General features: G+C 51.8%; 21 protein-coding genes, 1 tRNA gene and 1 pseudogene. 12 read left to right on the top strand and 11 right to left on the bottom strand.

Annotated elements, in window-relative coordinates; all coding sequences use genetic code 11:
• Nucleotides 1–88 precede the first annotated feature (88 nt).
• Nucleotides 89–1,687 carry a methyl-accepting chemotaxis protein gene (locus Q4579_RS01625; RefSeq protein WP_303561159.1) on the bottom strand — a complete coding sequence of 533 codons (1,599 nt, stop codon included), beginning with the start codon at nucleotides 1,685–1,687 and terminating at the stop codon, nucleotides 89–91.
• Between the two features lie 214 nt (nucleotides 1,688–1,901).
• Between Q4579_RS01625 and Q4579_RS01630 the strand changes: the two genes are divergently transcribed.
• Nucleotides 1,902–2,750, top strand: coding sequence for a potassium channel family protein (locus tag Q4579_RS01630; RefSeq protein WP_303561121.1), 849 nt, complete (start codon nucleotides 1,902–1,904; stop codon nucleotides 2,748–2,750).
• Between the two features lie 16 nt (nucleotides 2,751–2,766).
• Here the strand turns inward: Q4579_RS01630 and Q4579_RS01635 are convergent, their stop codons facing one another.
• Nucleotides 2,767–4,284: an inorganic triphosphatase gene (locus Q4579_RS01635; protein ID WP_303561122.1), complete on the bottom strand. Its 1,518-nt coding sequence runs from the start codon at nucleotides 4,282–4,284 to the stop codon at nucleotides 2,767–2,769.
• Nucleotides 4,285–4,734: 450 nt separating this feature from the next.
• Here Q4579_RS01635 and Q4579_RS01640 point away from each other — a divergent pair, with 450 nt between their 5' ends.
• The 3 genes from Q4579_RS01640 to Q4579_RS01650 all read left to right on the top strand — a co-directional run bounded on the left by Q4579_RS01640 (nucleotide 4,735) and on the right by Q4579_RS01650 (nucleotide 7,482).
• Nucleotides 4,735–5,415, top strand: a complete 681-nt coding sequence (locus Q4579_RS01640; protein ID WP_303561123.1) for a TIGR00153 family protein — start codon at nucleotides 4,735–4,737, stop codon at nucleotides 5,413–5,415.
• Between the two features lie 30 nt (nucleotides 5,416–5,445).
• Nucleotides 5,446–6,714 (top strand): inorganic phosphate transporter, encoded by a 1,269-nt coding sequence (locus Q4579_RS01645; protein WP_303561125.1) that lies wholly within the window; start codon nucleotides 5,446–5,448, stop codon nucleotides 6,712–6,714.
• Nucleotides 6,715–6,906: 192 nt separating this feature from the next.
• Nucleotides 6,907–7,482: a TIGR04211 family SH3 domain-containing protein gene (locus Q4579_RS01650; RefSeq protein ID WP_303561160.1), complete on the top strand. Its 576-nt coding sequence runs from the start codon at nucleotides 6,907–6,909 to the stop codon at nucleotides 7,480–7,482.
• Between the two features lie 88 nt (nucleotides 7,483–7,570).
• On the opposite strand, the gene Q4579_RS01655 is transcribed toward Q4579_RS01650, so the two are convergent.
• On the bottom strand, nucleotides 7,571–9,838 hold the full coding sequence (locus Q4579_RS01655) for an AAA family ATPase (protein ID WP_303561126.1): 2,268 nt from the start codon (nucleotides 9,836–9,838) through the stop codon (nucleotides 7,571–7,573).
• A 102-nt stretch (nucleotides 9,839–9,940) separates the two neighbouring features.
• On the opposite strand from Q4579_RS01655, the gene Q4579_RS01660 reads away from it, so the two are divergent.
• Complete coding sequence (locus Q4579_RS01660; protein WP_303561127.1) at nucleotides 9,941–11,161, top strand: multifunctional CCA addition/repair protein; 1,221 nt, start codon at nucleotides 9,941–9,943, stop codon at nucleotides 11,159–11,161.
• A 108-nt stretch (nucleotides 11,162–11,269) separates the two neighbouring features.
• Here the strand turns inward: Q4579_RS01660 and Q4579_RS01665 are convergent, their stop codons facing one another.
• The 3 genes from Q4579_RS01665 to folB form a co-directional block, all read right to left on the bottom strand.
• A complete protein-coding gene (locus Q4579_RS01665) occupies nucleotides 11,270–12,076 on the bottom strand; it encodes an undecaprenyl-diphosphate phosphatase (RefSeq protein WP_303561128.1) in 807 nt (268 codons plus the stop codon).
• A 103-nt stretch (nucleotides 12,077–12,179) separates the two neighbouring features.
• Complete coding sequence (gene folK, locus Q4579_RS01670; protein WP_303561129.1) at nucleotides 12,180–12,662, bottom strand: 2-amino-4-hydroxy-6-hydroxymethyldihydropteridine diphosphokinase; 483 nt, start codon at nucleotides 12,660–12,662, stop codon at nucleotides 12,180–12,182.
• On the bottom strand, nucleotides 12,655–13,011 hold the full coding sequence (gene folB, locus Q4579_RS01675) for a dihydroneopterin aldolase (RefSeq protein WP_211647061.1): 357 nt from the start codon (nucleotides 13,009–13,011) through the stop codon (nucleotides 12,655–12,657). Before folB ends, folK begins: the two co-directional genes overlap by 8 nt.
• Before the next feature lie 237 nt (nucleotides 13,012–13,248).
• Here folB and plsY point away from each other — a divergent pair, with 237 nt between their 5' ends.
• Nucleotides 13,249–13,848, top strand: coding sequence for a glycerol-3-phosphate 1-O-acyltransferase PlsY (plsY, locus tag Q4579_RS01680; protein WP_303561130.1), 600 nt, complete (start codon nucleotides 13,249–13,251; stop codon nucleotides 13,846–13,848).
• 209 nt (nucleotides 13,849–14,057) lie between these two features.
• Here plsY and tsaD read toward each other — a convergent pair whose 3' ends face one another.
• Nucleotides 14,058–15,077 carry a tRNA (adenosine(37)-N6)-threonylcarbamoyltransferase complex transferase subunit TsaD gene (tsaD, locus tag Q4579_RS01685; protein ID WP_303561131.1) on the bottom strand — a complete coding sequence of 340 codons (1,020 nt, stop codon included), beginning with the start codon at nucleotides 15,075–15,077 and terminating at the stop codon, nucleotides 14,058–14,060.
• A gap of 228 nt (nucleotides 15,078–15,305) precedes the next feature.
• Between tsaD and rpsU the strand changes: the two genes are divergently transcribed.
• The 5 genes from rpsU to Q4579_RS01710 all read left to right on the top strand — a co-directional run bounded on the left by rpsU (nucleotide 15,306) and on the right by Q4579_RS01710 (nucleotide 20,057).
• A complete protein-coding gene (rpsU, locus tag Q4579_RS01690) occupies nucleotides 15,306–15,521 on the top strand; it encodes a 30S ribosomal protein S21 (protein WP_002537656.1) in 216 nt (71 codons plus the stop codon).
• A 24-nt stretch (nucleotides 15,522–15,545) separates the two neighbouring features.
• Nucleotides 15,546–15,989: a GatB/YqeY domain-containing protein gene (locus tag Q4579_RS01695; protein WP_303561132.1), complete on the top strand. Its 444-nt coding sequence runs from the start codon at nucleotides 15,546–15,548 to the stop codon at nucleotides 15,987–15,989.
• Between the two features lie 95 nt (nucleotides 15,990–16,084).
• Nucleotides 16,085–17,842 (top strand): DNA primase, encoded by a 1,758-nt coding sequence (gene dnaG, locus Q4579_RS01700; RefSeq protein WP_303561133.1) that lies wholly within the window; start codon nucleotides 16,085–16,087, stop codon nucleotides 17,840–17,842.
• A 92-nt stretch (nucleotides 17,843–17,934) separates the two neighbouring features.
• A complete protein-coding gene (gene rpoD / locus Q4579_RS01705; RefSeq protein WP_303561134.1) occupies nucleotides 17,935–19,782 on the top strand; it encodes an RNA polymerase sigma factor RpoD in 1,848 nt (615 codons plus the stop codon).
• A 199-nt stretch (nucleotides 19,783–19,981) separates the two neighbouring features.
• Nucleotides 19,982–20,057: transfer RNA gene (locus Q4579_RS01710), tRNA-Ile, on the top strand.
• A 434-nt stretch (nucleotides 20,058–20,491) separates the two neighbouring features.
• Here Q4579_RS01710 and Q4579_RS01715 read toward each other — a convergent pair.
• The 3 genes and pseudogenes from Q4579_RS01715 to Q4579_RS01725 form a co-directional block, all read right to left on the bottom strand.
• Nucleotides 20,492–20,659: a hypothetical protein gene (locus Q4579_RS01715; protein WP_303561136.1), complete on the bottom strand. Its 168-nt coding sequence runs from the start codon at nucleotides 20,657–20,659 to the stop codon at nucleotides 20,492–20,494.
• Nucleotides 20,659–22,197 (bottom strand): anti-phage dCTP deaminase, encoded by a 1,539-nt coding sequence (locus Q4579_RS01720; RefSeq protein ID WP_303561138.1) that lies wholly within the window; start codon nucleotides 22,195–22,197, stop codon nucleotides 20,659–20,661. The genes Q4579_RS01715 and Q4579_RS01720 overlap by 1 nt, the downstream gene beginning before the upstream one ends.
• A gap of 205 nt (nucleotides 22,198–22,402) precedes the next feature.
• Nucleotides 22,403–22,743: pseudogene (locus Q4579_RS01725) on the bottom strand (integrase); the annotation flags it as partial.
• A gap of 227 nt (nucleotides 22,744–22,970) precedes the next feature.
• Here Q4579_RS01725 and Q4579_RS01730 point away from each other — a divergent pair.
• Entirely contained in the window at nucleotides 22,971–23,960 is a 990-nt protein-coding gene (locus tag Q4579_RS01730; RefSeq protein ID WP_303561139.1) for a sugar-binding transcriptional regulator, read from the top strand.
• A 272-nt stretch (nucleotides 23,961–24,232) separates the two neighbouring features.
• On the opposite strand, the gene Q4579_RS01735 is transcribed toward Q4579_RS01730, so the two are convergent.
• Nucleotides 24,233–24,544: a hypothetical protein gene (locus Q4579_RS01735; RefSeq protein ID WP_303561140.1), complete on the bottom strand. Its 312-nt coding sequence runs from the start codon at nucleotides 24,542–24,544 to the stop codon at nucleotides 24,233–24,235.
• Between the last annotated feature and the right edge of the window lie 392 nt (nucleotides 24,545–24,936).

Here is a 24,936-nt window from a genome sequence, read left to right on the forward strand (position 1 = left end):
TGACTGCGATTGATATAAGATAACGGATCAGGACAACAACGCCCACCAAAAGGCGGGCGTTGTGTCTACCGTGTCAATTTGAGATGAATCAGACGCGGAAGGCCTGTATTTTCTGCTCCAGATCGGCGGCGTGGCCTTTCATGGTGTCAGCCGTTTCCGTCAGCTCCGTCACGACCACAACAGACGCCTCCACCAGCTCCCTGACATTGTTCAGATTCTGGTTCATTTCTTCCGCGACCGTACTTTGCTGCTCCGATGCTGACGCGATCTGGAAGTTCATGTCATTGATCCGCTGAACCTGCTCGACAATCTTATCAAGCTCGCCACCCGCACTGGTGACCAGATCCACACCTTCCGCCGCTTCAACCACACTTTGTTCCATCAGACTGACCGCCTGCTTGGCACTCCCCTGCAACTGGCCAATCATGTCCTGAATTTCCACCGTTGCCGTCTGGGTTCGCTGGGCCAGATTGCGGACCTCATCTGCAACCACAGCAAACCCCCGCCCGGCATCACCGGCACGGGCCGCTTCAATTGCCGCATTCAGCGCCAGCAGATTGGTTTGTTCGGAAATACCCTGAATGGTCACAATCACCGAGCCAATTTGCTCCACCCGGCTTTCCACCTGACTGACAACTTCAGCCGAAGCCCGGATATCGGTCGATAACTGATGAATAGTAGTAATGGTTTTCGCCACGAACTCTTGTCCCTGATGCGCCTGCGCCGCAGTTCCTTCAGTGGCACCGGACGCTTCACGGGCATTCTCAGCCACCGTTTGAACCGTCGACGTCATTTCACCCATTGCAGACGCCAGTTGATCGATCTCGTGGAATTCTTCCTGCGCCGACGCTTTGGTTTCCTGCATACTCAGCGACATGATATCGGCCAGCTCTGTCAGCTCTGTTGAAGCGCTACGCTGACTGCGAATAACATCGCTCAGTTGTAGCCGGGTGCGTTCCAGCTCACGGGCCAGATCGCCGTATTCGTCGCGGCAGTGCATCACCACGGGCTGAGAAAAGTCCCGGTTGGCCATGCGCTGAATGGCATCGGCCAGATAATGGGTCTGACGCAGCATCAGGCTGGCTGCGCCCAGAAGCAACACCATGAACGCCACGATCATCCCGGCGGTTTGCCAGGCCATCTGCACCAGATAAGCCTGATAATAATTGTCGGCTTCCGCGCCGGATTGTGACGCCACCAACACCCAGCCACTGTTGCCGTCCAGCAGTACAGCGTATTCAAACCGCTGGTTGTCGCCCAGGGTCAATGCCTGTGCGGACGACAATGATTTCAAAACCTGTCCAAGTTTCTGATCGGTTTGTGTGGCCGCCGATAAATCATTCAGACGCTTCGCAGTCGGGTGACCCAAAACCTGTCCGCTTTCGGTTTGAATCAGATACAGATAAGCACCGTCCTCGCGCTGCTGCGCGGCCAGCGCAGACTGCATCAGACGAACACCGGATTCACCCTGAGTGAGCAAAGCCCGATACATCCCGGCCTGACTGATCGCTTGCTCTCTGGCTTGCGTCTGCTGCATATCAACCACGGCATGATAAAAGGTACGGGCATCCCACAATTGTTTACCAATCAATAACACTGTGCTGAACACCATCAGCAAGACCAGCTTGGGCACCAGCCGGAGATTACTCACCCCGCGCTCCCAAGGTTTGAACGTCATTTCGACCATCATGGATGAATCCCCTTTGTCTGTGTCAGCAGTTCGATCCTCGAACGCCTGGCGTCTGCTGCGATGGCACAGTCTCTGCACTGCAACGGTATCCGAAAGTGTGCATTCACACGCAACAACACACTTGCATTTTCCTGAGTAACACCAGTAAATTCAGAGAGCCCGCAGTAATTTTGTATCTTATATGCCTGTCATGAATAACTAAAATGGAATGATGAAAAATATCGACGGTGTCAAACATGAACTGAACCCGATGAGTCTGGTTGCACTCGTGCTTTCGTTTATCTCGCTGGCGCTGGTCACCAGTTTGTTCTTTATCCCGCGCGATGACCGGGTTTATTCGCTCTTTATCACCGTCGATACCCTGATTTGTCTGGTGTTCTGGCTACAGCTGACAGCGGATCTGCTCCGGAGTCAGGACAAGCGCGCCTTCCTGAAAACCCACTGGCCGGATTATCTGGCCAGTATCCCTATTATTGAACCCCTGCGGTTTATGCGAGTCGTTCAGATCTTCCGGGTGATCCGGTTGCTCCGATCCGGTCAGGAGGTGCTGCAGCACGTCCTGACTTACCGCCGGGAAGCGACCATCGCCACCATTGTGTTGTTGCTCACTGTACTGGTTACCGTCGGCTCCTCCTTGATCCTTATCATTGAAAGTAAAGATCCGGCGGCAAATATTCACAGTGCGGATGATGCGCTGTGGTGGGTTTTTGTGACGATTTCAACCGTGGGTTACGGCGATCATTATCCGGTGACCACGCTGGGAAAATTACTGGCAGCGGTCATTATTACCTGTGGTGTGGGGCTGTTCGGTATGGTCGCGGGCCTGATCAGTTCCTTTATTTCTGAGCCGGGCAAACATAAACAGGCAACACCCGTGACCAATCAGCAGGATTTCGAACAACTGCTTCAGAGCCAGCAAAAGCTACTGACTCGAATCGATGCGCTGGAGCGCAAACTGGACAGAGCGGCACGCGAGAAACAGCAACGAAAAACGCCCGGCGCATTGTCCTCAGATTCCGAGGCAACGCAGACAGGGCGTTCAGATTCAGAGCCGGATTAATCATACCGGCGATGGCTTAGGGCCAGTAAGGTTGTTGCGTCAGTCCAATCTGCCGGCTTTGATCCATGGCATGCAGCAAAGAATCTTCCTTGCGGTGCAACCATTTATCGATTTGTTTCCGATCATCTTCATCATCAAATTCGGGCTGAAGTGCGCGAATCGGCTCCAACTGTTTCAGATCTTCCATCCCCTGCAGAATATCCAGCCAGGGACTGCGGAATGCTTCGCGGCGCTCCGCGTCATACAGCGACGCAAAACACAAACCACCGACCAGATTTCGCAACAGGCGCGGTTGCTGATCCAGATAATCGGCCCGGTTCAGGTGTCGCTTTTCACTGAACGCTTCACCCAACTCTTCCCAGGCTTTGGCCAGAGAAATATCCGCGAACGATTTGGCCGACGCCGCCAGCTTGTCCCGCGCTTTCTCATCCAGAAATGGCTGCCAGCCACGGCTTAATAACCAGTTGCTGAGATTCAGCAGTAAATTACAGTAGCGGCTGGAATTGAATAGCCGCAACACCGCTTCGTTGTCCGGCAGATCTTCATGCTGCGCTTTCAGCATTTTCACCAACGGTTTGCGGGCATTGAGTTTTTTCAGCGCATGGCCTTTTTCAGCCAGCCAGCGATCCAGCGCCCCTGCTTCTTCCAGCCAGTCCAGCTCACCTTCCAGCCATTTCAGTTCCTGACGCAACTGCGCGCTGGCCCGGCGTGGAATCATGGTCCCGAAGACCACCAAAGCCTGACGGATCAGAGAAATCGCATGGCGGATTTCAATCAAGGCTTCTAATGGCTGGCGCTCAACATAAATCTGCTCATGATCATGCCAGTGAGCCAGTGCAGACTCCAGTGAAACCATCAGCGCATGCTCAGCAGAGGCATCACCGGGTAGCATCACCTCAGACAGCGGATGAACATTATCTCCGGGATAGTCAGCCGCCAGACGATAACCACGAGCGGCTTTGCTCAGGTTTCCAAGCCGCATACCGCCTTCATCACAGAGATCGCGAGCCAGTGTAAACAGCGCATCGGTCTGTCCGGATTTCAGTTCCAGCTCCACTTCGCAAATCGGTTCGCTCCGCTCACCTGCACGCACTTCCCCCTGATCAAAAGCCAGTTCAATCTGGCTGCCGTCCGGCATGGCAATCAGCCACTGCTGGCGTTCAAAATCAGTCGAAAAAAGAGGGGCGATCTGGCTGGATATAGAAGCAATGTCGAAATGCTCCGGCCAGGCATCTGCAGGATGTAAGGATAAGTCCGGCTGCGAGCCATTGAGTTCAGCATTGTACTCCGGGCGCTGGTGCAAACCGGCAACAACGCGTCCTGCTGTTTTGAGGGTCTGTATATAGACATCATCAATCCGGCGCACCCGAAGGCCGATATCATGCTGACGAAGAATTTGCTCAGGGGTATCAAAGTAAATGTTACCCAGTCGTTTACTGCTCTGCTGCAAAATCTTGGCTTGCGCAATTTTCCGCAATAAATGACTCGAAAAGTCCGCTGAGACGAAAAACTTCAGTTCTATCTCGGTTTCCATAATTGTCCCTATAAACGGTAGCCAGCCAAGGATATTTGCTTATCCTGCCGGGAGCAAGCAGGAAATCTCCCGAAATCGCCGTACAAAATGTGTTTCCCTGTACTAAGTTATACGTTACCATGCGCGCCATAGGGCCTATTGACCTTTGGACTATTTGTTCTGTTCAGTGCTGGATAAAGCGCTAATCAAGGCACGAATCATGGAGTTTAGTGCGTCTAAATAAATGATGAGTAACGCAGTGAAGCGCTCGTTCAGTTCAGAACCTGAACTGTGACGACTATGATCGCTTCTCCGACGTCATTCAGGCTTTTATTTTGCGACGCCCCTCCTGCTTTCTGCTGCCACATCGGCTTGTTGCTGATGTCCCGAACAAGTCTCCAACGCGCAACAGGCTCAGATTCATCGCTCAAGATTTCGCCTTTATCACAGGTATCTTTAGGTTGATCGGCTATGCCAGTAAATACAATTATGGGGCTCTTTGCGAAATCCCCAATCAAACCGTTGCAACGCCACGTCACTCGTGTGAATGAATGTTGTGAACTGCTTGTCCCGTTTTTTGAAGCGTGTCACGCCAAAGAATGGGAAAAAGCCGGACAGTACCGTGAGCAAATCTCGCAGCTTGAAAAAGATGCAGATGTGCTGAAACGTGAAATCCGCCTGAAGCTTCCCCGCGGTCTGTTCATGCCAGTCGACCGGACTGACATGCTGGACCTTCTGACCCAGCAGGACAAACTTGCCAACCTCGCCAAGGATATCGCAGGGCGCGTTTACGGACGCCAGTTAGACATCCCTGAGAACCTTTACGCAGACTTTCTCGCCTATGTTCAACGTTGCCTTGATGCCGCGAATCAGGCCAGCCGTGTTATTCACGAATTGGATGAACTGCTGGAAACCGGTTTCAAAGGCCGCGAAGTCACGTTGGTTGCTGAAATGATCAACCAGCTTGATGTGATCGAAGATGATACTGACAGCATGCAGGTCACCCTGCGGCAGCAGTTACGCAAGGTCGAAGACCAATACAATCCCGTCGACGTGATGTTTATGTACAAAATCTTCGAATGGATTGGTGGTATTGCGGATCAGGCGCAACGCGTCGGTTCACGACTCGAAATTATGCTATCCCGCTCTTAACGAGCAAGAGTAAATACACAAGGTTTTACAATGGAAATCCTGGCTAATTATGGCACCGTGATTATCATGGTGGCGGCCCTCTTTGGCTTTCTTATGGCGATTGGTATCGGTGCCAACGATGTCGCAAACGCAATGGGTACCTCGGTCGGCTCCAAAGCACTGACGGTGAAACAGGCGATCATCATCGCCATGATCTTTGAGTTCGCCGGGGCTTATCTGGCGGGCGGCGAAGTGACCGAAACGATTCGGAAAGGGGTGATTGAAACCTCTTACTATACGTCACAGCCTGAAATTCTGGTGTACGGCATGATGTCGGCACTGCTGGCTGCTGGCTGTTGGCTGCTGCTGGCCTCCTACATGGGCTGGCCGGTTTCGACCACACACTCCATCATTGGTGCCATCATCGGTTTTGCCTGTGTCTCTGTCGGAACAGAAGCTGTCGACTGGGGTTCAGTACAGGGCATCGTAGGCAGCTGGATCGTCACGCCACTGATCTCAGGTATTTTTGCCTATGTCATCTTTATCAGTGCGCAGCGATTAATTTTCGATACCGATAATCCGCTGATCAACGCCAAACGTTTTGTGCCTGTCTATATGTTTATCACCGCAATGGTTATTGCGCTGGTGACCATTAAAAAAGGTCTGAAGCACGTGGGCCTGCATCTGAGCAACACAGAAGCTTGGGCGGCTTCAATCGTGGTGTCTCTGATCGTGATGGGTTTCGGTTATCTGTATATTCAGCGCAATTACAAAGACGCAGAGCAATCTGTCGGAAGCAATGGTTACGCGGGCGTTGAGCGTGTGTTTAGCCTGCTGATGGTGGTGACGGCCTGTGCGATGGCTTTCGCCCACGGCTCAAATGACGTTGCCAACGCGATTGGTCCGCTGTCTGCCGTTGTGTCCACGGTTGAGCATATGGGCGAACTGGCTGAGAAAGCGACCATTGCCTGGTGGATTCTGCCGCTGGGTGGTTTGGGTATCGTTGTCGGTCTGGCGACCATGGGCCATAAAGTGATGGCAACCGTCGGTACCGGGATCACAGAACTGACCCCTAGCCGTGGTTTTGCCGCGCAGCTGGCAACGGCTTCAACCGTTGTGCTGGCGTCGGGCACAGGTCTGCCGATTTCCACCACACAAACACTGGTGGGTGCTGTCCTGGGTGTCGGCTTCGCACGCGGTATCGCGGCACTGAATCTGGGCGTTGTCCGTAACATCGTGGCATCCTGGATCATCACCCTGCCTGCAGGTGCGCTGCTGTCAGTCATTTTCTTCTACGTAATGCAAGCGGCTTTTGGCTGATTTCAGTCAACCTTCAGTCAACTTTGCCAAAAAGTAGCACAAGGTCAAAAGAGGGAGGCTATGCCTCCCTCTTCTCTTGCGCAAAAGACGCAAAATTTTTAGTATCTGTGCTCCAACGATTAACCAAGCTCCTTCAAGGATCCCAGAGTGAAGCAACTTTTCCGCTTAATTTTTGCCGCTGTCGCCGTGCTGATGGCCGCTCAGGTACACGCTCAGCAGGTGCGTTATATCTCCGATGACTTGTTTACTTACATGCATCGCGGACCAAGTACGCAATACAAAATTTTAGGCAGCGTCGATGCCGGCACCAAAGTCACCGTGCTGGAAACCAACAGAGAAACAGGTTTCACCAAGGTTTTAGATGACCGTGGTCGCACCGGCTGGGTCAACAGTGATTACATTTCCAATCAGGTTGGCCTGAAAGAACGCCTGCCGAAGCTTGAAAAAGAATTGAGTGAAGTGAAAAAAGCACTGGCCAATGCCAAACAATCCAGTGACGAGCGCAATGCGACGCTTCAGTCTTCTCTGGAAAGCCGCACAGAGCAGATCACCGATCTGGAAAACCGAAATTCCAGCCTGAATGAACAACTGTCGACGTCACAGGCTGAAATCCGTGAACTGCGCGCCAAGCTGGATACGCAAGCGGACGACCTGCTGATGAAGTGGTTCACTTACGGCGGTATGGTTGCCGGTGGTGGCCTGCTGTTTGGCCTGGTTCTGCCACACCTGATCCCGCGCCGCAAAAAGCGCAACAACGGCTGGGCATAATCCCCCGTCAACGGAACCCGTATTCCGACACAGAAAAATGGCAGCCAAGGCTGCCATTTTTGTAGCTGTCCGTTTTGCCTCTCGATTTTTAACCAGCAGGCCACTGCGACAGTGCGGCCATTTCAAAGCGCTGGTTTCGGAAGTCCAGCACCACTTTTCTCGGACCAATCTGCTCCAGAATCAACCCCGGTGCAATTTCATCCCCTTCATAGACTTCGCGGCCATTCACCTTAATCCAGCGGCTGTTCGCGCTGGAAGAATAGATATGGGTTTGCAGATCAATCGCGGGTAACTGCTTTTGCAGTCGTACTGGTAATTGCTCAACACTCATCAGCTCATCCTCTGCCGGGGCTTGTGTTTCATCCCGAGCTGATTTTTCCAGCATGTGTGAATCAATCAGGGAAGGCCCCTGACCTTTCGGCTGATCTGTAGCCGAAATGGCCTGATGCAACCGGCTGGCCAGCTCTGGCGATAACTCCGACAGATCCAGATTATCCAGATCCCAGCTGCTGTCCCGAGCGCTGTCATATTCCACAGGTGTTTCAGCCAGTTCAGGCCACTGATCATCCGGGGTGCTGTCCGACGCGCTCCGCTCAGGCTGTGCATCACCAGACGGTGAATAACCGGTCTGAATCAGATCCGGTAATGCCTCTGTCGTGAGCTTGGGCATCGGCAGGAAAGCGACCGGCCCCAGTTCATGTGCAGGTTCGGCATCGGTGCGGTACTGCTGATGGAGGACTGGGCCGGGCAAGCCCAGCGCGGTATCCAGTACCATCAGGGTCATCGGCCCGGCAATCCCGTCCGGATACAGGCCCTGTGCCCGCTGGAACCGGCGGAGTTTTTCCAGCACATCCTGATCAAACTGACGGCTGACGCCACCGGGCTCTCCCAGGAGCCGATTGAGCTGGCGATCCAGCCAGGCAACACGCGACCCCTGCTGACCATAACGAATGCTACTGCTCTCGCCCATCGGGGGTCGCCACATCAGGGTATATTGCTGTTGCCAGCGCGCCTGAAGCCAGGCCCGGCTCACCCGAACCCGCTCGTCACCCAGCATCAGTTCGGCTTCACCGGGCCACAGTGCATACAAAACGGCGTAATCGGTGGTGCCGTCCTCAAGGGTCAGCGGCAGCACTGCTGGCCGGTTAATCTGGCTCAGTTCGGCCAGATCCCCTTCCCGCTTCTGGCACACCAGCCCGATTCGCTGACTGCTGAGGCAATTGGCCAGATTCGGGGTGACCTCATATCCCCACAACTGGTATAAACGCTGCATCGCGCCCCGTTCATCCGGCTGCATCGCCAGTAATTGCTGCCAGCGTTTTTCCTGCTCGGCCGATGCTCGCGCCGCAAGTGTTTCAGCGGAAGGCGTCGCTTCGCCAGACTCAAGATCCACAACAGCCGGCGCCTGAATCACCACGCCCAGCTTGTTTTCTGTCAGCCAGCCCGCACCATAATAGCCGCTGGCCACCAGCACAGGTGCCAGCAACCCGGCGATCACCCATCTCCAATGTCGCTGACCCGCGGCGGGCGTACTTACCGGCTGCGGAACAGCCCAGCCCAGTGCCAGCTCACTGGCCTGCCGGATGTGCTCCGGTGCGATTTGCTGACGACTGTCCCTGCAGGCAAGCTGCATGGCTTTGTCACACACCAGATTGATTTGTCGCGGAATACCATGACACACCCGGGCCAGCGTTTTCAGTGCGGCAGGCGTAAAGACAGGCTGCGCGCATCCCACCTGCTCCAGCCGGAAGCGAACATAAGCAGCCACTTCTGTTTCTGTCAGGGGTAACAGGTGATAGCGGGACGTGATCCGCTGTGCCAGTTGCCGTAAACCAGGCTGCTGGAGCAACTGCTGCAATTCCGGCTGGCCCACCAGCACCACTTTCAGCAGTTTGCGCTGGTCCGTTTCCAGATTGGTCAGTAACCGCAGTTGTTCCAGCACATCCGGCAGCAGGTGCTGCGCTTCATCCACCAGCAACAGGGTATGCTTCCCTGCCTGATCATTCTGTTTGAGATGCGCATACAAGCGGTCAGTCAGGGCTTTATAGCTATCTTTCGGCGAAGCCGGTAATCCCAGCTCATCGCAGATGCTTTCCAGCAGCTCGTGCGCCGACAGCGCCGGGTTCAGTACCACAGCCACCTGAGTGTCTTCACCCAGCTTTGAGAGTAACGCCCGAAGCACTGTGGTTTTGCCCGTCCCGACTTCACCGGTCAGCAGGCCGAAACCGCCACCGTCCGCCAGTCCGGCCAGCATATGATTGAGTGCTTCCCGATGACGATCACTGAGAAATAGAAAGCGTGCACTGGGCACAATAGAAAAAGGGGCTTCGGTCAGGCCAAAAAATGCCGTGTACATGTCTTCGTCCGGGATGAAGTAAAATAACTGAGATACATTAGCGTTCGTGACACCGATTGTATACCCTTCGGACGCAAGACTGACAAAGACGAGGAGAGAATCGTGGAAATATATCTGGTGGGCGGCGCTGTTCGGGACAAGCTGTTAAATCTGCCCGTCAAAGATAAAGACTGGGTGGTCGTCGGCGCGACACCACAGCAGATGCTGGAACAGGGATTCAGCCAGGTCGGCAGTGATTTTCCCGTTTTTCTGCATCCGAAATCCAAAGAAGAATACGCCTTAGCCCGCACGGAGCGGAAAGCGGGCAAAGGCTACACAGGTTTTGAATGCTATGCGGCGCCGGAAGTCACGCTGGAGCAGGATCTGATGCGCCGGGATTTGACCATCAACGCTATCGCTGAGGCAGATGACGGAACGCTGATCGACCCCTATCACGGCCAGCGCGATCTGGAAAAGCGTCAGTTACGTCATGTCTCCCCGGCATTCGTTGAGGATCCTTTGCGGGTCTTGCGTGTGGCCCGCTTTGCGGCCCGCTTCGCACCACAGGGGTTTACGGTCGCACCGGAAACCCTGTCACTGATGCAGGAAATGGTTGCCGAGGGTGAGCTGGAAGCCCTGACCCCGGAGCGCGTCTGGCAGGAATGGGAGCGTGCCCTGAACACCGCCCGGCCCGACATCTTCCTGACGGTTCTGCGCCAGTGCGGCGCCTTAGCCGTGGTCATGCCAGAAATTGATGCCCTGTTTGGCGTCCCGCAACCGGCCAAATGGCATCCGGAAATCGATACCGGCGTGCACACCCTGATGGTTGCTTATCAGGCGTCTTTGCTCAGCACGGATCCGGTGATTCGTTTTTGTGCCCAAGTCCACGATCTCGGCAAAGCCTTGTCACCGGTCGAGGAACTGCCCAGCCATAAACTGCATTGCCAGCTCGGGCTGGATGTGATTCGCAATCTGTGCCAGCGGCTGCGGATCCCCAATCATTACCGCGATGCCGCCTTAATGGTCTGCGCCCAGCACACCAAGATCCACAAAGCCGATGAGCTGCGTCCGGCCACGTTCATCAAAATCTTCGACCAGATCGATGCCTGGCGAAAACCAGAACGCGTGACACAGTTGGCCCTGTGCTGCCGGGCAGATGTCCGGGGCCGGACAGGCTTTGAAAACGATCCCTACCCACAGGCAGATGTGCTGCTGGCTGTCTTTGCAGCGGCTCAGGCCGTCGCAGTCCAGCCCATTGTCGAGGCCGGATATCAGGGCGCAGCCATCAAGGAACAACTGGCCATACGCCGCACCGAGGCTGCCGCACACGTTTTGGGACGCTAGATTGACTCCCGGGTTTGCCAGCTCATGATGGCGTGAACCAATCCTGAACTCCGCGTACAAAAAAGCCGGCACACTGTCCGGCTTTCATCACAAATGGCCCAATCAGGCTCACTGCTGGCTCAGCAGAAAAGCAATCAGACCAAAGCCCAGCAATAACCGGTAAATCACGAACGGCAGCATGCCCAGTCGGGTCACCAGTTTCAGGAACACGTGAATACAGGCATAGGCACTGACAAAAGAGGCCGCCACACCGATGCCCAGACCGCCCAGATCAATCGGTGCCGGGCTTTCCACCAGCTTGGTGCCCAGATAGGTCCCCGCCAGCACGATAATTGGAATCGACATCAGGAACGAAAACCGGGCTGCCGCTTCACGGGTGAACCCCAGATACAGTGCCGCGGTCATGGTGGCCCCAGAGCGGGAAGTGCCCGGAATCATGGCTGCAGCCTGCGCCAGACCAATATACAGTGAACGTTTCGGATCAGCTGCGTATTCATCCATATTCTGCGGAGCCCGGCGATCCACCCACCACAACAGCAGACCAAAAACGATCGTCGTGATCGCAATCACCCAAGCTGAACGCAGATAATGCTCAATAATGTCAGCCATAAAAAAGCCGAACACACAGGCCGGAATCGTTGCCAGGACAATCATCCAGGCCAGTGAGGCTTCCCGGCAACATTTACCGGTGATCAGCGATCGCACCCAAGCCACCAGCAACGCGACAACTTCTTTACGAAAATACAGCACGACGGCCGCCAACGTCCCCACATGGACTGCAACATCAAACGCCATACCCTGATCCGCCCAGCCGAGAACCTGAGACGGCAGGATCAAATGGGCCGAACTGGAGATCGGTAAAAACTCCGTCAAGCCTTGGATCAATGCCAACATGAACGCTTCAAAATGACTCATTGTTTTCCTTTCTTTTTTTCAGGTCTGTGACCTTTGGTGTTTGATCGTCAACGGATTGACCGCAGCTGACGCAGTCAGTTCCGGCAGCAAAGACAATTCCGGGTCAAATCTTGATGACGACCGGCCGAAGCACCTGCGGGTGTTCAAATTCCCGCCAGATTTCTGCCACGGTTCTGCCATCGCCGGGAATCACCTGTTCAGGACAGAGCTCCATCAGCGGCTGCAAGACAAATGCAAACTTATAAATATCATCACGGGGAAGCACGGGCGCATCCGTCCGGATCAGATCGCCATACAGCAACAGATCCAAGTCCAGCGTCCGGCTCTGATGTTTAGGGGCATCCGGTAACCGGCCATACTGACGTTCCAGTGTTTTCAGCTGCGCCTGCAGCGCATCCGGCGACAGTTGGGTCTTGAATGCCACAACACAATTCAAAAAACTTGGCCCGTCGAAACCCACCGGCTCCGCTTCAAAGATCTGCGATAACCGAAATTCAGCCCCCAACTGTTTCAGCTCGGCAATGGCCGCGCGTACCGAGTACTCACGGTCAAGATTACTGCCGATGCTGATATAAACCTCAGTCACGCTGTCCCCGTTGAATCACCACGCCCACACCACGCGCGTTTGGCACGGCGCCCGGCTTGGTCACTTTGACCTGAATCCAAGGCACATTGAATCGGTTCATGATCAGGCTGGCCACTTCTTCTGCCACGCGCTCAACCAATAAAAAGCGTCCCTGTTCGACAAAGTCGGTGACGGTTTGGCTGACCGCCGCATAGTCCAGTGCCAGATTCACATCGTCAGCCAGCGCGGCTGGCTGGTTGTTGTGAGCCATTTCCAAATCCAACACCAGCTTCTGCTTAATTTCCTGTTCCCAGTCGTACACGCCAATCGAGGCAATGACGTCCAGATGTTCGATAAATACTGAATCCATGTTCCATCGCTAATTTGTTGAGAGGTCGGATACCCAATGTGAGCAAAAGTGCGTATTATCGGGACATTGTTGTCACTTTTCATGACATAAGCGCTGCCCGGCGTTTAAAACACGCCAGGCCGCTGAAAGCTGATGCACTATACCACAGCTGTTCTCAAGAATGTCATCAGACGTGACACGTCACGAACACCGAATTGATCCGGATGACGACGCCGTCACGGATCCACAGGAGCCGCTATGACACCGCTGGTGCTGCTGATCATTATTGCTGCCTATCTGCTGGGATCGATCTCCAGTGCTGTCTTGATCTGCCGCCTGTTCCGTTTACCGGATCCCCGTGACAGCGGCTCAGGGAATCCCGGAGCCACCAACGTGCTGCGTATCGGTGGCCGGGGTGCCGCCGCTATGGTGCTGGTTTGCGATATCCTGAAAGGCATGTTGCCGGTCTGGATCAGTTACTTTCTTGGCATCAATCCGTTTCTGCTGGGGATCATCGGGATCGCCGCCTGTCTGGGACATATCTACCCGATTTTCTTTCATTTTCGGGGCGGGAAAGGCGTGGCGACTGCCTTGGGCGCACTCGCGCCGATAGGCTGGGATTTAAGCGGCATGTTAATTGGAACCTGGGTGGTCGTGGCGCTCGTCTGTGGCTATTCTTCGCTGGCTTCAATGATCACTGCACTGCTGGCCCCGATGTTTACCTGGTGGGTGAAACCACAGTACACCATGCCGGTGGCGATGCTCTCCTGCCTGATTATCCTGCGACATCACGAGAATGTACGCCGGTTACTCGACGGCAAAGAATATAAAATCTGGCATAAATTTCTGCCGAAATAATACCAATCAAAGTGAGTCAGAGGTCAGAGATAGCGCAGAAAAATGGTTGAGAACAAAGCAGATTTTTAGATCAGTAGTCATTCTACAATCAAAAATCTAACGCAGTGATCGAACATTTGAACAAGCTAGGATGACCCGTGAATGACTGCGATTGTATCAGCTCAGCGTTCAGCCCGAATTCGGACGGAGCACTGAGCTCGGCAAGGGGTTTAGCCGCGGAGCGGTTTCAGGGTATCAATTGGCCAGCGCGGGTGCGCTTTCACGCCCAAATCCATGATTTCCTGATTTTTCAGACGCTGCATACCTGCATACGCAATCATCGCACCATTATCGGTACAGAACTCAGTGCGCGGATAAAAGACTTCGCCACCCAGTTTTTCCATCATGACTTCCAGTTCGGCGCGCAGGTGCTTGTTCGCACTCACCCCACCGGCAATCACCAGACGTTTAAAACCGGTTTCTTTCAGCGCACGCTTACATTTAATCGCCAGCGTATCGACCACGGCTTCCTGAAACGCATAAGCAATGTCAGCACGGGTCTGCTCATCATCACCGTTCGCACGAATCGTGTTCGCCGCAAAGGTCTTCAGACCGGAGAAGCTGAAATCCATACCCGGGCGGTCTGTCATCGGACGCGGGAACGTAAAGCGCCCTGCCGTGCCCTGGTCGGCCAGCTTTGATAACAAAGGCCCGCCCGGATAATCCAGCCCCATCAGTTTGGCGGTTTTATCAAAGGCTTCACCGGCCGCATCATCTATCGATTCGCCCAAAATACGGTATTCACCAATGCCCTTCACTTCCACCATCATGGTGTGACCACCGGAAACCAGCAATGCCACAAACGGAAATTCAGGTGGATTGTCTTCCAGCATCGGGGCCAGCAAGTGGCCTTCCATATGGTGTACTGCCACTGCTGGCAGGTTCCAGGCATAAGCCAGGCTGCGGCCAATCGTCGCGCCAACCAGCAATGCACCCACCAGTCCCGGACCGGCAGTGTAGGCCACACCGTCCAGGTCCGCCGGGGTTAATCCTGCATCGGCCAGCGCCTGCTTAATCAACGGAATGGTTTTTTTGACATGGTCCCGTGAGGCCAGCTCTGGCACGACACCGCCATAATCGGCGTGCAATTTCACTTGGCTGTACAACTCATGAGCCAGCAGGCCTTTTTCGTCATCGTAAATCGCTACGCCTGTTTCATCACAGGACGTTTCGATGCCCAGGATACGCATATCAACCTCTATACTTAATACGGACTAACACTCGGTGCAGCACCGATGCCGTTAGCCGGTGCGGAACGTCGGACGGGCATGTTACCGCTGTTGACAGAATTTCACCAGTTCTGACATGCAGAATACTTTACAAACGGCCCCGGATCAGATTAGAATTTCGCACCATTTTTAATCAGCTGATAATTTTGATCATCAGCGTTAACCGAATCACTCTGAGGTGAGTATTACATGCCAGTAGTCAAAGTACGTGAAAACGAACCGTTCGACGTAGCTCTACGTCGTTTTAAGCGCTCTTGCGAGAAAGCAGGTATCCTTTCTGAAGTTCGCCGTCGTGAGCACTTCGAAAAGCCAACAACTGTACGTAAGCGCGCTAAAGCAGCGGCAGTTAAGCGTCACCTGAAAAAATTGGCTCGCGAAAACGCACGTCGCGTTCGTCTGTACTAATTTACAGAGAACAAGGACAGCGTCATGGCCCTAATCGAAAGTATTAAGAACGAACAGAAAACCGCTATGAAAGCGAAGGATAAAGCCCGTCTGGGTGCTATCCGTCTGGTTCTGGCTGCCATCAAACAACGTGAAGTCGACGAGAAGATCACTCTGACCGACGACGACATCGTGGCAGTACTAACGAAAATGGTGAAACAGCGTCGTGACTCTGTGGCTCAGTATGAAGCTGCAGGTCGTCAGGATCTGGCCGATGTTGAGCGTGCTGAAATTACCGTGCTGGAAGAATTCATGCCTCAGCCTCTGAACGACGACGAAGTTGCCGCTCTGCTGGACGCAGCGATTGCCAGCACTGGTGCCAGCAGCATGCAAGACATGGGTAAACTGATGGCTGTGCTCAAACCACAGCTGCAGGGCCGCGCCGATATGGGGAAAGTTAGCCAACTGGTGAAAGCCAAGCTCGGCTAAAACTCCCCCAGCTCTACAGCAAGCCGTGCTATCCTACCGGGAATGCGCGGCTTGTTTGTATTTCTCCCGATCAAATTTCAGGTAATACTCATTGTATGGCAGGAAAGATCCCTCGTTCATTCATCGATGACCTCATCTCACGACATGACATCGTTGATGTAATTGATGCGCGGGTGAAGCTCAAGAAGCAAGGCAAGAATTATGGTGCCTGCTGCCCTTTCCACAATGAGAAAACCCCTTCTTTTTCTGTCAGCCCCGAAAAGCAATTCTATTATTGCTTTGGTTGCGGCGCCAAAGGCAATGTCCTCGACTTTGTCATGGAGTTTGACCGTCTCGAATTTGTTGAAGCGGTTGAAGATCTGGCCTCACAGCTCGGTTTGGAAGTGCCACGTGAACAAGGCGGAAGCGGCCAGAGCGCTGCCAAGCGACAGGAAAAACAAAGTCTTTATGACCTGATGGGTCAGGTCGCCCAATACTATCAGTCCCTGTTACGTCAGCAAGACGCTCAGGTTGCCATTGAGTATTTAAAAGGGCGCGGCCTGTCAGGTGAGATCGTGAAACAATTCGGCATTGGTTATGTGCCGGATCAATGGGATCAGGTCCGCAACCGCTTCGGCAGAACCGAGCAGGCACAGCAGGATCTGGTCAGCGCTGGCATGTTGATCGAAAACGATCAAGGTCGGCGCTATGACCGATTCCGAGGTCGGATCATGTTCCCAATCCATGATCGTCGTGGCCGGGTGATCGCATTCGGTGGACGGGTATTGGGCGACGGAACCCCGAAATATCTCAACTCACCGGAAACCCCGATTTTCCATAAGGGGCGTGAGTTGTATGGCCTGTATCAGGTGATGCAGACCTATCGGGAACCTGAGCGCGTTTTAGTCGTCGAAGGCTATATGGACGTTGTCGCACTGGCGCAATATGGCGTCGACTATGCGGTGGCATCCCTGGGAACCTCAACGACAGGCGATCATATTCAGCATTTGTTCCGGCAGACCGGCACCGTGGTGTGCTGTTATGACGGCGACCGGGCAGGACGGGACGCAGCCTGGCGGGCGATGGAACAAGCGTTGCCGTATCTGAATGATGGCCGCCAGCTGAAATTTATGTTCCTGCCCGACGGCGAAGATCCTGATAGCTATGTACGAAAATTCGGAAAGGAAGCTTTCGAGCAGCAAATCAGCGACGCCATGACGCTCTCTGATTTTCTGTTCTCAACCCTGCTGAAACAAGTAGATACCAGCAGTCGGGAAGGCAAAGCCAAGCTCAGTACGCTGGCGGTTCCCCTGATCGACAAAGTACCGGGCGGGACGCTGCGGCTATACTTACGGAAAGTTTTAGGGCAAAAGCTGGGTCTACCAGATGAGGAACAACTCAGACAGCTGATCAGCGAACATGGCGACAACAAACCGGTGCGTGTGTCACAGCCGACCATCAAACGCACGCCCATGCGGGTCGCCATTGCGCTGCTGCTGCAAAACCCGGGCTTTGCCGACGGGTTGGAACTGAACACGGCCGATTTTTCCGGCATAGAACTGGCCGGATTAAAATTATTACTGACAATAGTTGATAAATGTCGACTTCGTCCCAATATCACTACCGGACAGTTGCTTGAAGATTGGCGAGAGACGGAACAAGGTTCCCTGATGGCACGGCTTGCCACCTGGGACATGCCGCTCGGCAATGACGAAGATAGTTTACACACTGTATTTCTAGACGCGATGGATAAAGTTATCGATCAATGCGTCACACAACAAATTGAGAAGTTGCAGGCTAAATCGAACACTGTCGGCTTATCAGTCGAAGAAAAGCGGGAGCTCCAGCTATTGCTGTTCAATCGTCCCGACTAAAAAGTAGTCAACAATTCTGACATTTGTTATAATTACTGGTTTGCATTTCTGCATTCTTTTTTCTCACTCAGACCCTAAGTTGGATATCGTCTATGGAGCAAAATCCGCAGTCACAGCTAAAGTTGCTTGTTGCCAAGGGCAAGGAGCAAGGTTATCTGACCTATGCCGAAGTTAATGACCACCTGCCAGAAGACATTGTTGACTCTGATCAGGTCGAAGACATTATTCAGATGATCAACGACATGGGTATTAAGGTGGTGGAAACTGCCCCTGATGCCGATGAACTCATGATGACTGAAGATAATGCCGATGAAGACGCCATCGAAGCGGCGGCGCAGGCATTATCAAGCGTTGAAAGCGAAATTGGCCGTACCACTGATCCGGTTCGCATGTACATGCGTGAAATGGGAACGGTTGAGCTGCTGACTCGCGAAGGCGAAATCGACATCGCAAAACGCATCGAAGATGGTATCAATCAGGTTCAGTGTTCCGTTGCTGAATACCCATCAGCAATCTCTTATCTGCTTGAACAATTTGATAAAGTTGAAGCAGAAGAACTGCGTTTGACTGATATCATTTCTGGCTTTGTTGACCCGAACGAAGAAGAAACGTCTGCGCCAACGGCGACACACATTGGCTCCGAGCTGAGTGAGTCCGATCTTGAAGACGAAGACAAAGATCTTGAAGACGACGATGACGACTCAAGCGATAGCGATGAAGACGACGGCAGCATTGATCCGGAAGTCGCACGCGAGAAGTTCAAAGAGCTGCGTGTTTCTTATGAGCGCATGGCTGCTGCCATTGATCAAAATGGCCGTCATCATGCCGATACCGAAGTGGCCATTGGTGAGCTGTCTGAAATCTTCAAACAGTTCCGTCTGATCCCAAAACAGTTTGACCGTCTGGTCAGCTCACTGCGCAATTCCATGGATAAAGTTCGTACCAACGAACGCCTGATCATGCGTATGTGTGTCGACAACAGCAAGATGCCGAAGAAAACCTTCGTTCAGCTGTTCAGCGGTAACGAATCTTCTTCTGCGTGGATTGACGAAGCACTGAACTCAGGCAAGCCTTATGCAGAGCGTCTGAAAAACTACGAAGAAGATCTGCGTCGTGCAACGACCAAACTGCGCATGCTGGAAGACGAAACCGGCCTGTCGATTGAGCGAATCAAAGACATCAGCCGTCGCATGTCCATTGGTGAAGCCAAGGCTCGTCGCGCGAAGAAAGAAATGGTTGAGGCCAACCTGCGTCTAGTGATTTCGATTGCCAAGAAATACACCAACCGTGGCCTGCAATTCCTGGATCTGATTCAGGAAGGGAACATTGGTCTGATGAAAGCGGTCGACAAATTCGAATACCGCCGTGGTTACAAGTTCTCCACTTACGCGACCTGGTGGATCCGTCAGGCAATCACCCGTTCAATCGCGGACCAGGCACGAACCATTCGTATCCCGGTTCACATGATTGAAACCATCAACAAACTGAACCGTATCTCGCGTCAGATGCTTCAGGAGATGGGTCGTGAGCCACTGCCGGAAGAACTGGCAGAGCGCATGCAAATGCCGGAAGACAAGATCCGTAAAGTGCTGAAGATTGCCAAAGAGCCAATCTCGATGGAAACCCCAATCGGTGATGATGAAGATTCACATCTGGGCGATTTCATTGAAGATACCACGCTGCAACTGCCGATGGACTCTGCCACCGCAACCAACCTGCGCATGGCAACCAACGAAGTACTGGCTGGCCTGACGCCGCGTGAAGCCAAGGTTCTGCGGATGCGTTTTGGTATCGACATGAACACGGACCACACGCTGGAAGAAGTCGGCAAGCAGTTCGACGTCACCCGTGAGCGTATCCGTCAGATCGAAGCCAAAGCCCTGCGTAAACTGCGCCACCCAAGCCGTTCCGACGTGCTGCGCAGCTTCCTGGACGAGTAAGCCGGTTCTCGGTCAATCAAACATGACAAAGCGGGCATCATTGCCCGCTTTTTCTTGGCCAGCATATCGATGGGACTCAGCTCACAACCCTTGCCACACAAGGGCTCGGCAGGCATTTAACTGCCTAAGAAACAAACAAAAGTCACCCCCTGTCCGGTAGACAATACCCCACCCATCCCATATAATCGGTTGCACATTTGGCCCCTTAGCTCAGTGGTTAGAGCAGGCGACTCATAATCGCTTGGTCCCCAGTTCAAGTCTGGGAGGGGCCACCAAATTCCAGAAGGCTTATGGAGAAATTCATGAGCCTTTTTTCGTTTTGACCGGTCGATATCCAGTCCGTCATGCCTTCCGGTCACTCACCTTTTCGCCTGCTTCATCGAAATCTATCCATTAGATTCCAGCGGTTAAACATCAGATTAGTATTCATGCTAGCAACGGTAATTCATGAGCCAGAGCTGATTCTGGAAGCAATCTGCGATGAGTCTGGAGTGAGATTTTGCTGGGTAAATAGTGATGAGATTAGCGGAAATTTAGATGTGATTTTTGTCGTCGTCGACAGCAAACCGCCTAAAATCGGATTAAAGACCGGATCGAGGACAACGACAGCAAATCAATAGAAAATTTATGAATTTAGAATCAGGTGCTGTAAGCGCTGGGTGACAGCGATTGGGTCAGTCTGGTGTGACCGACCCAATCATCTAGGATTTTAGTTAGAGGTAGATGGTTCTTTAACAGCTTGTTGTCTCGAAAGATGAGAGGATTGAGAGGTAACTTTTGACTTGAAAATTTGTTGTTGCCATTGAGGCCAAGCTGAAATTTTCTGCTCAGCTTTCTCCAAGTGTTCCACCAGAGCTCTGTTATCAACTTTTTTCATCATAAGTTCCTGTTCAATAGGGATTTTTTATCATTATATATTTTGAAATGCTTACTTGTTAAAGCTGAGGAGAATTCCTCGCTTGCAATATATTGGATTGCGTTAGGATTTAGCCTTAGTTTAGCTGATTCTCGGCTCCAGTCTACATTCTCACCTGATGATTTTTTGCGTTTGATCTCTCGACCATTACCTAAAGTCATAGAAAAGAAGTTCAAGAAACTTCTCGGCCCAACTCCAACAAATGGCTCGAAGGACACTTTTGCATCACTGTAACCTTCTGTAATTGCATCGCTGTGAAACTCAAACGCTTTACTTTTTGCATATGGTTCAACATAGACAACTCTCAATACTCCCGCTGCAATTATGTGCTTAGCACAGTTATGACAAGGAAACGTTGTACAATACAGAGTTGTATCTAAAGTACTATTGTTGGTCCTACCACAAGATAAAATCGCCTCCATTTCCGCATGAACGACTCTTCCATACTCTGTAATATCTTTCAATTTTGTATTTTTCAGCTTCTTGTTCAATTCGGTAGTGTTTTCAAGATCCAGTTTATCGACAATATCATCAATAACCTCTTGAATCGCTTTTTTGTTAGCATCATAACCACGCATGTAATCTCTGCCGTCATGGTTATCTACTATCCGTGTTTGGGAACTATCTAAGGAGGGCCAATACAAACCACCTTTAGCTCTAGGAACATCATTCGCTCCTGTAGAAATTATATTATTATCTTTGGTTAATACTGCGCCAACTTGTCTTGATAGGTCAGCAGATCGACTAGATGCAGAAAAAGCCATGTACATAGCGTATTCATCAAAAGTAGGAGTAAGAAATGGGTATCCGAATATCAGTTTAAAAACTCGTTCTACATCTGCCCTATTCTTATTAAGGTTTTGATCTTCATCGATAAAAAAATCAGCCAAATGGAAAGTATCTCTCGTATGTTGTCCATGGCCGTTATTTGGCCCTTCATCCGCATCCCTTAAAATAAGTTTCTTTACAATATCCTTATCTTCAGTACTTCTACGTTTATTATCAAGTGTTTGAAAGCGGCTTTCGTAACTAGCATGTATACCTATGACAAATAAACTGTTTCCATATGTTTCCCTCAAAGCGGCAACCTCATCAGGGTGCTTTAGTGAGCGAATTATCCATGCTTTCTTGTTTAATGGCTGAGGCTCTAGATTCCCTAAAATTTCAGTTCGCCGTTGAGATATCTCGGAAATGGCAGCATATGCTAAAGCTGCATTATCTCCAGTCAGATTACGATATTCATTGCCAAGATCCATGAAGTAATTAATAGTTTGTAGTTTTGATAAACTTTCGGGCACAGGCTTCAGTGCATGCAAGAACCCGGAGGAAACTCGAATAACTTCAGGTTTAAAGTCGTACAGCTCTAATTCATCTGACATTAGATTAATGAATCGACTTAAGTCTGTTCCAACGGCTGATACTAAAGCTATAACTATTTCAGAAAAACCTTCTTCTGTATCCAATCTGTCACTGGCAAGTTTTTTGTTGTTATTACTCATAAAAGACATTCAATCAAAAAAATTCATCAACTCCCATAATGATAAACAAACCACAACCTGTGCAAATATGAACCTTTTAAAATGTTATGTATCTCTTATTTCAGTTGAAATATGGGCTTAAGTTATCTGTATTAGACTACTTAAGAAAGTTCTTTATTCACACCTTTCAACTAAACTCTGCAACATACGCACTCACCTCCCTCAATCAGCTAGAAGCAAGATGTGCATGACTAGTCGAAGTTTGAGGGCTCTAATGCCCCAATAAATGCTAAACATCATAGAGTGTGGCATTCCCGCTGTTGATCAAGATTGAAGCAAGGCTTTGCCAAGGTCGTGGACACGAAAGTTATCTAGAATTCCCGCTGCTTTCTTGATTCAAGCAAATGCCTTCTTCAGATGTGCGATAGGTCTGCCCTCAGCATCGCCAGCAAAAATGTAAAGATTTTTAAGTTGTTGAAATTGTTTATTATTACAGCTAAACCCCTTCGCTAAATGGTTAAGCAGGACCATTCTCGAAAGTCCAGGTTTGGTATGCGGTAGAAATATTATCGGCGAAATCAAACTGCTGAAACGCGCTGCGCTACACCGAATTACGCCAACTGGATTCGCTAGCGACCACGGCGTCGACGAGCCGAAGCAAAGACCGAGAACCATCACACCTGCCCCTAAAAATCCCGCCCAATCCCTCTGTGGACAAAGTTTAGCGATGCATGCATTTGTTCAGTATTTCAGAATCCATTACACTGTGGCCTCTTCTGGTACGGACTTGCATTATGACCCCCTCAACTTCTAACGCGCCTTTTGACCATCAACTTGAAGACACGGATCTGCTGACAGAAATCGCGATTCTGTATTACCAGCAAAGCGCCACACAGGAAGAAATTTCGAAAAAGTTTGGCATCAGCCGCCCGAAGGTCAGCCGCCTGCTGAGAAAAGCGCGTGAAGAAGGCATCGTAGAAATCACGGTGAAATTTCACCCGGTCCACAGTGCTCAGTTAGAGCAGCGATTGATGGACAGATTTCATCTCAAACGCGCCCTGATCGCACTGGATCAACCCAGCGCGCTGGAACAGCGTATGCAAGTCTCAACCCTGGTTTCCGCTTACCTCGATGGTTATTTACGGGACGGTATGGTCGTCGCCGTCGGTCAAGGCCAGAACGTGGCTGCCGTGGCGGATCATCCGGGTATCGTCTCTCACCGAAACGCCCGCTTTGTCTGCGCCATTGGCGGCACGCACCGCAGCGGTGACACCATCAATGCCGATCACATCTGTCGTCGGCTGGCCAAAAAATTCGGCGGCACCAGTGAAACCCTGTATGCGCCGGCCTATGTCGACAGCGACGCCACCCAGCGGGTCTTTATCTCGCATCCCAACATCAGTGAAACCCTGAATCAGGCACGTAAGGCGGAGTTTGCCTTAGTCGGCATCGGTGACATGGACGAAAACAGCCACATGGTGAAGCTCGGATGTTTTACCGCCAAAGAGTTTGTGGAGGCGCGTCTGAATGATGGCATTGTCGGGGATATCGGTGGCTTCGATTTTTTCCGCCTTGACGGCCAACAGGCCGACACCCTGATGCGCGGACGCGTCGTGGGATTGACCATGTCCGATCTGCATCGCATTCCCAATGTTATCGCGATGGCGAGCGAGAGCCGCAAAGCGCTGTCGATTCTTGGTGCCTTACGCACCGGTGTGATCGACGTGCTAGCGACCAGTGCCAGCTGCGCAATGGCGCTGTTAAATATGTCGGATTCAGAGTAACTTGTCTGTGCCGGGCAATTGTTAACCAAGTGATACATCGAGTACGGGAGTTCTTTGATCTCCCGTCACAAATCCTTTCCAAAGCGCGCTGTTTGAGCAGAATTTCCTAAGTTTCAGTTTTTTCATTGGTTATCAATGAGACCAAAAATTCACAGTGTTTTGTTTTCATCGTGCAAAAAGCTCAATCTATCAAGGATTAAAGTCGACGTTTGATCACACGCTTCCATATCAAACGCGCCCTCATCGCACTTGACCACTCCGATCCTCTCGTGTCACCTCGACAAAGAACACATCATCGCCGTCGGGATATGAGAACGCTCCATCGAGGTGTTGGATGCCGGGTCCGTCTCTTGCGCCTTGCTCCTGTCCAGTTTAGCCAAAACGGTGAAAGATAAGCTGGCCACACCGATTGACTGATCGGATGAAACGAATGCGTCCTGTAACAAGCGCAACTCCGGGTGAACAAAAAACCAATCAATAAAATTTTGTTCACCCACACCACCACAAAACTCACCAAAGCCGGGGGCACCGGAATAACAACCTCTATCTTTCTGTTGATACAGAGCAACGCCTGATGTTCCCACCGCCACCTTGCCGAAAACCAGCGATTCATGCGCATTTCATGATGTATGCAGGATTGATCAGCGTTCTCTTTTTGATGCACAGAAGCGCTTCACGGCGGACCCAGGCTCGTTGGCAGCAACGACGGGAAATGCGTCAGATGAAAGTGGGATTAAATGCCCTAATCTGAAACGTTGCATTTGACTTTTGTGGCGAAAAGCACAAATATTGTATCTCCATTTGCTCAGCACCATCACATCTGTTCACAGCAATGTGATTTTGTCTATCAAAGCATGTGGATTGGTTCTCGCCCACACACCAAGTAAGGTTTAACAGAGATGAGCAACAAACTTGAACAACTGCGCGCCCTGACGACTGTTGTTGCCGACACCGGCGACATCGAAGCGATTAAGAA

Source organism: Photobacterium sp. 1_MG-2023, from assembly GCF_030547945.1.
Taxonomy (GTDB): domain Bacteria; phylum Pseudomonadota; class Gammaproteobacteria; order Enterobacterales; family Vibrionaceae; genus Photobacterium.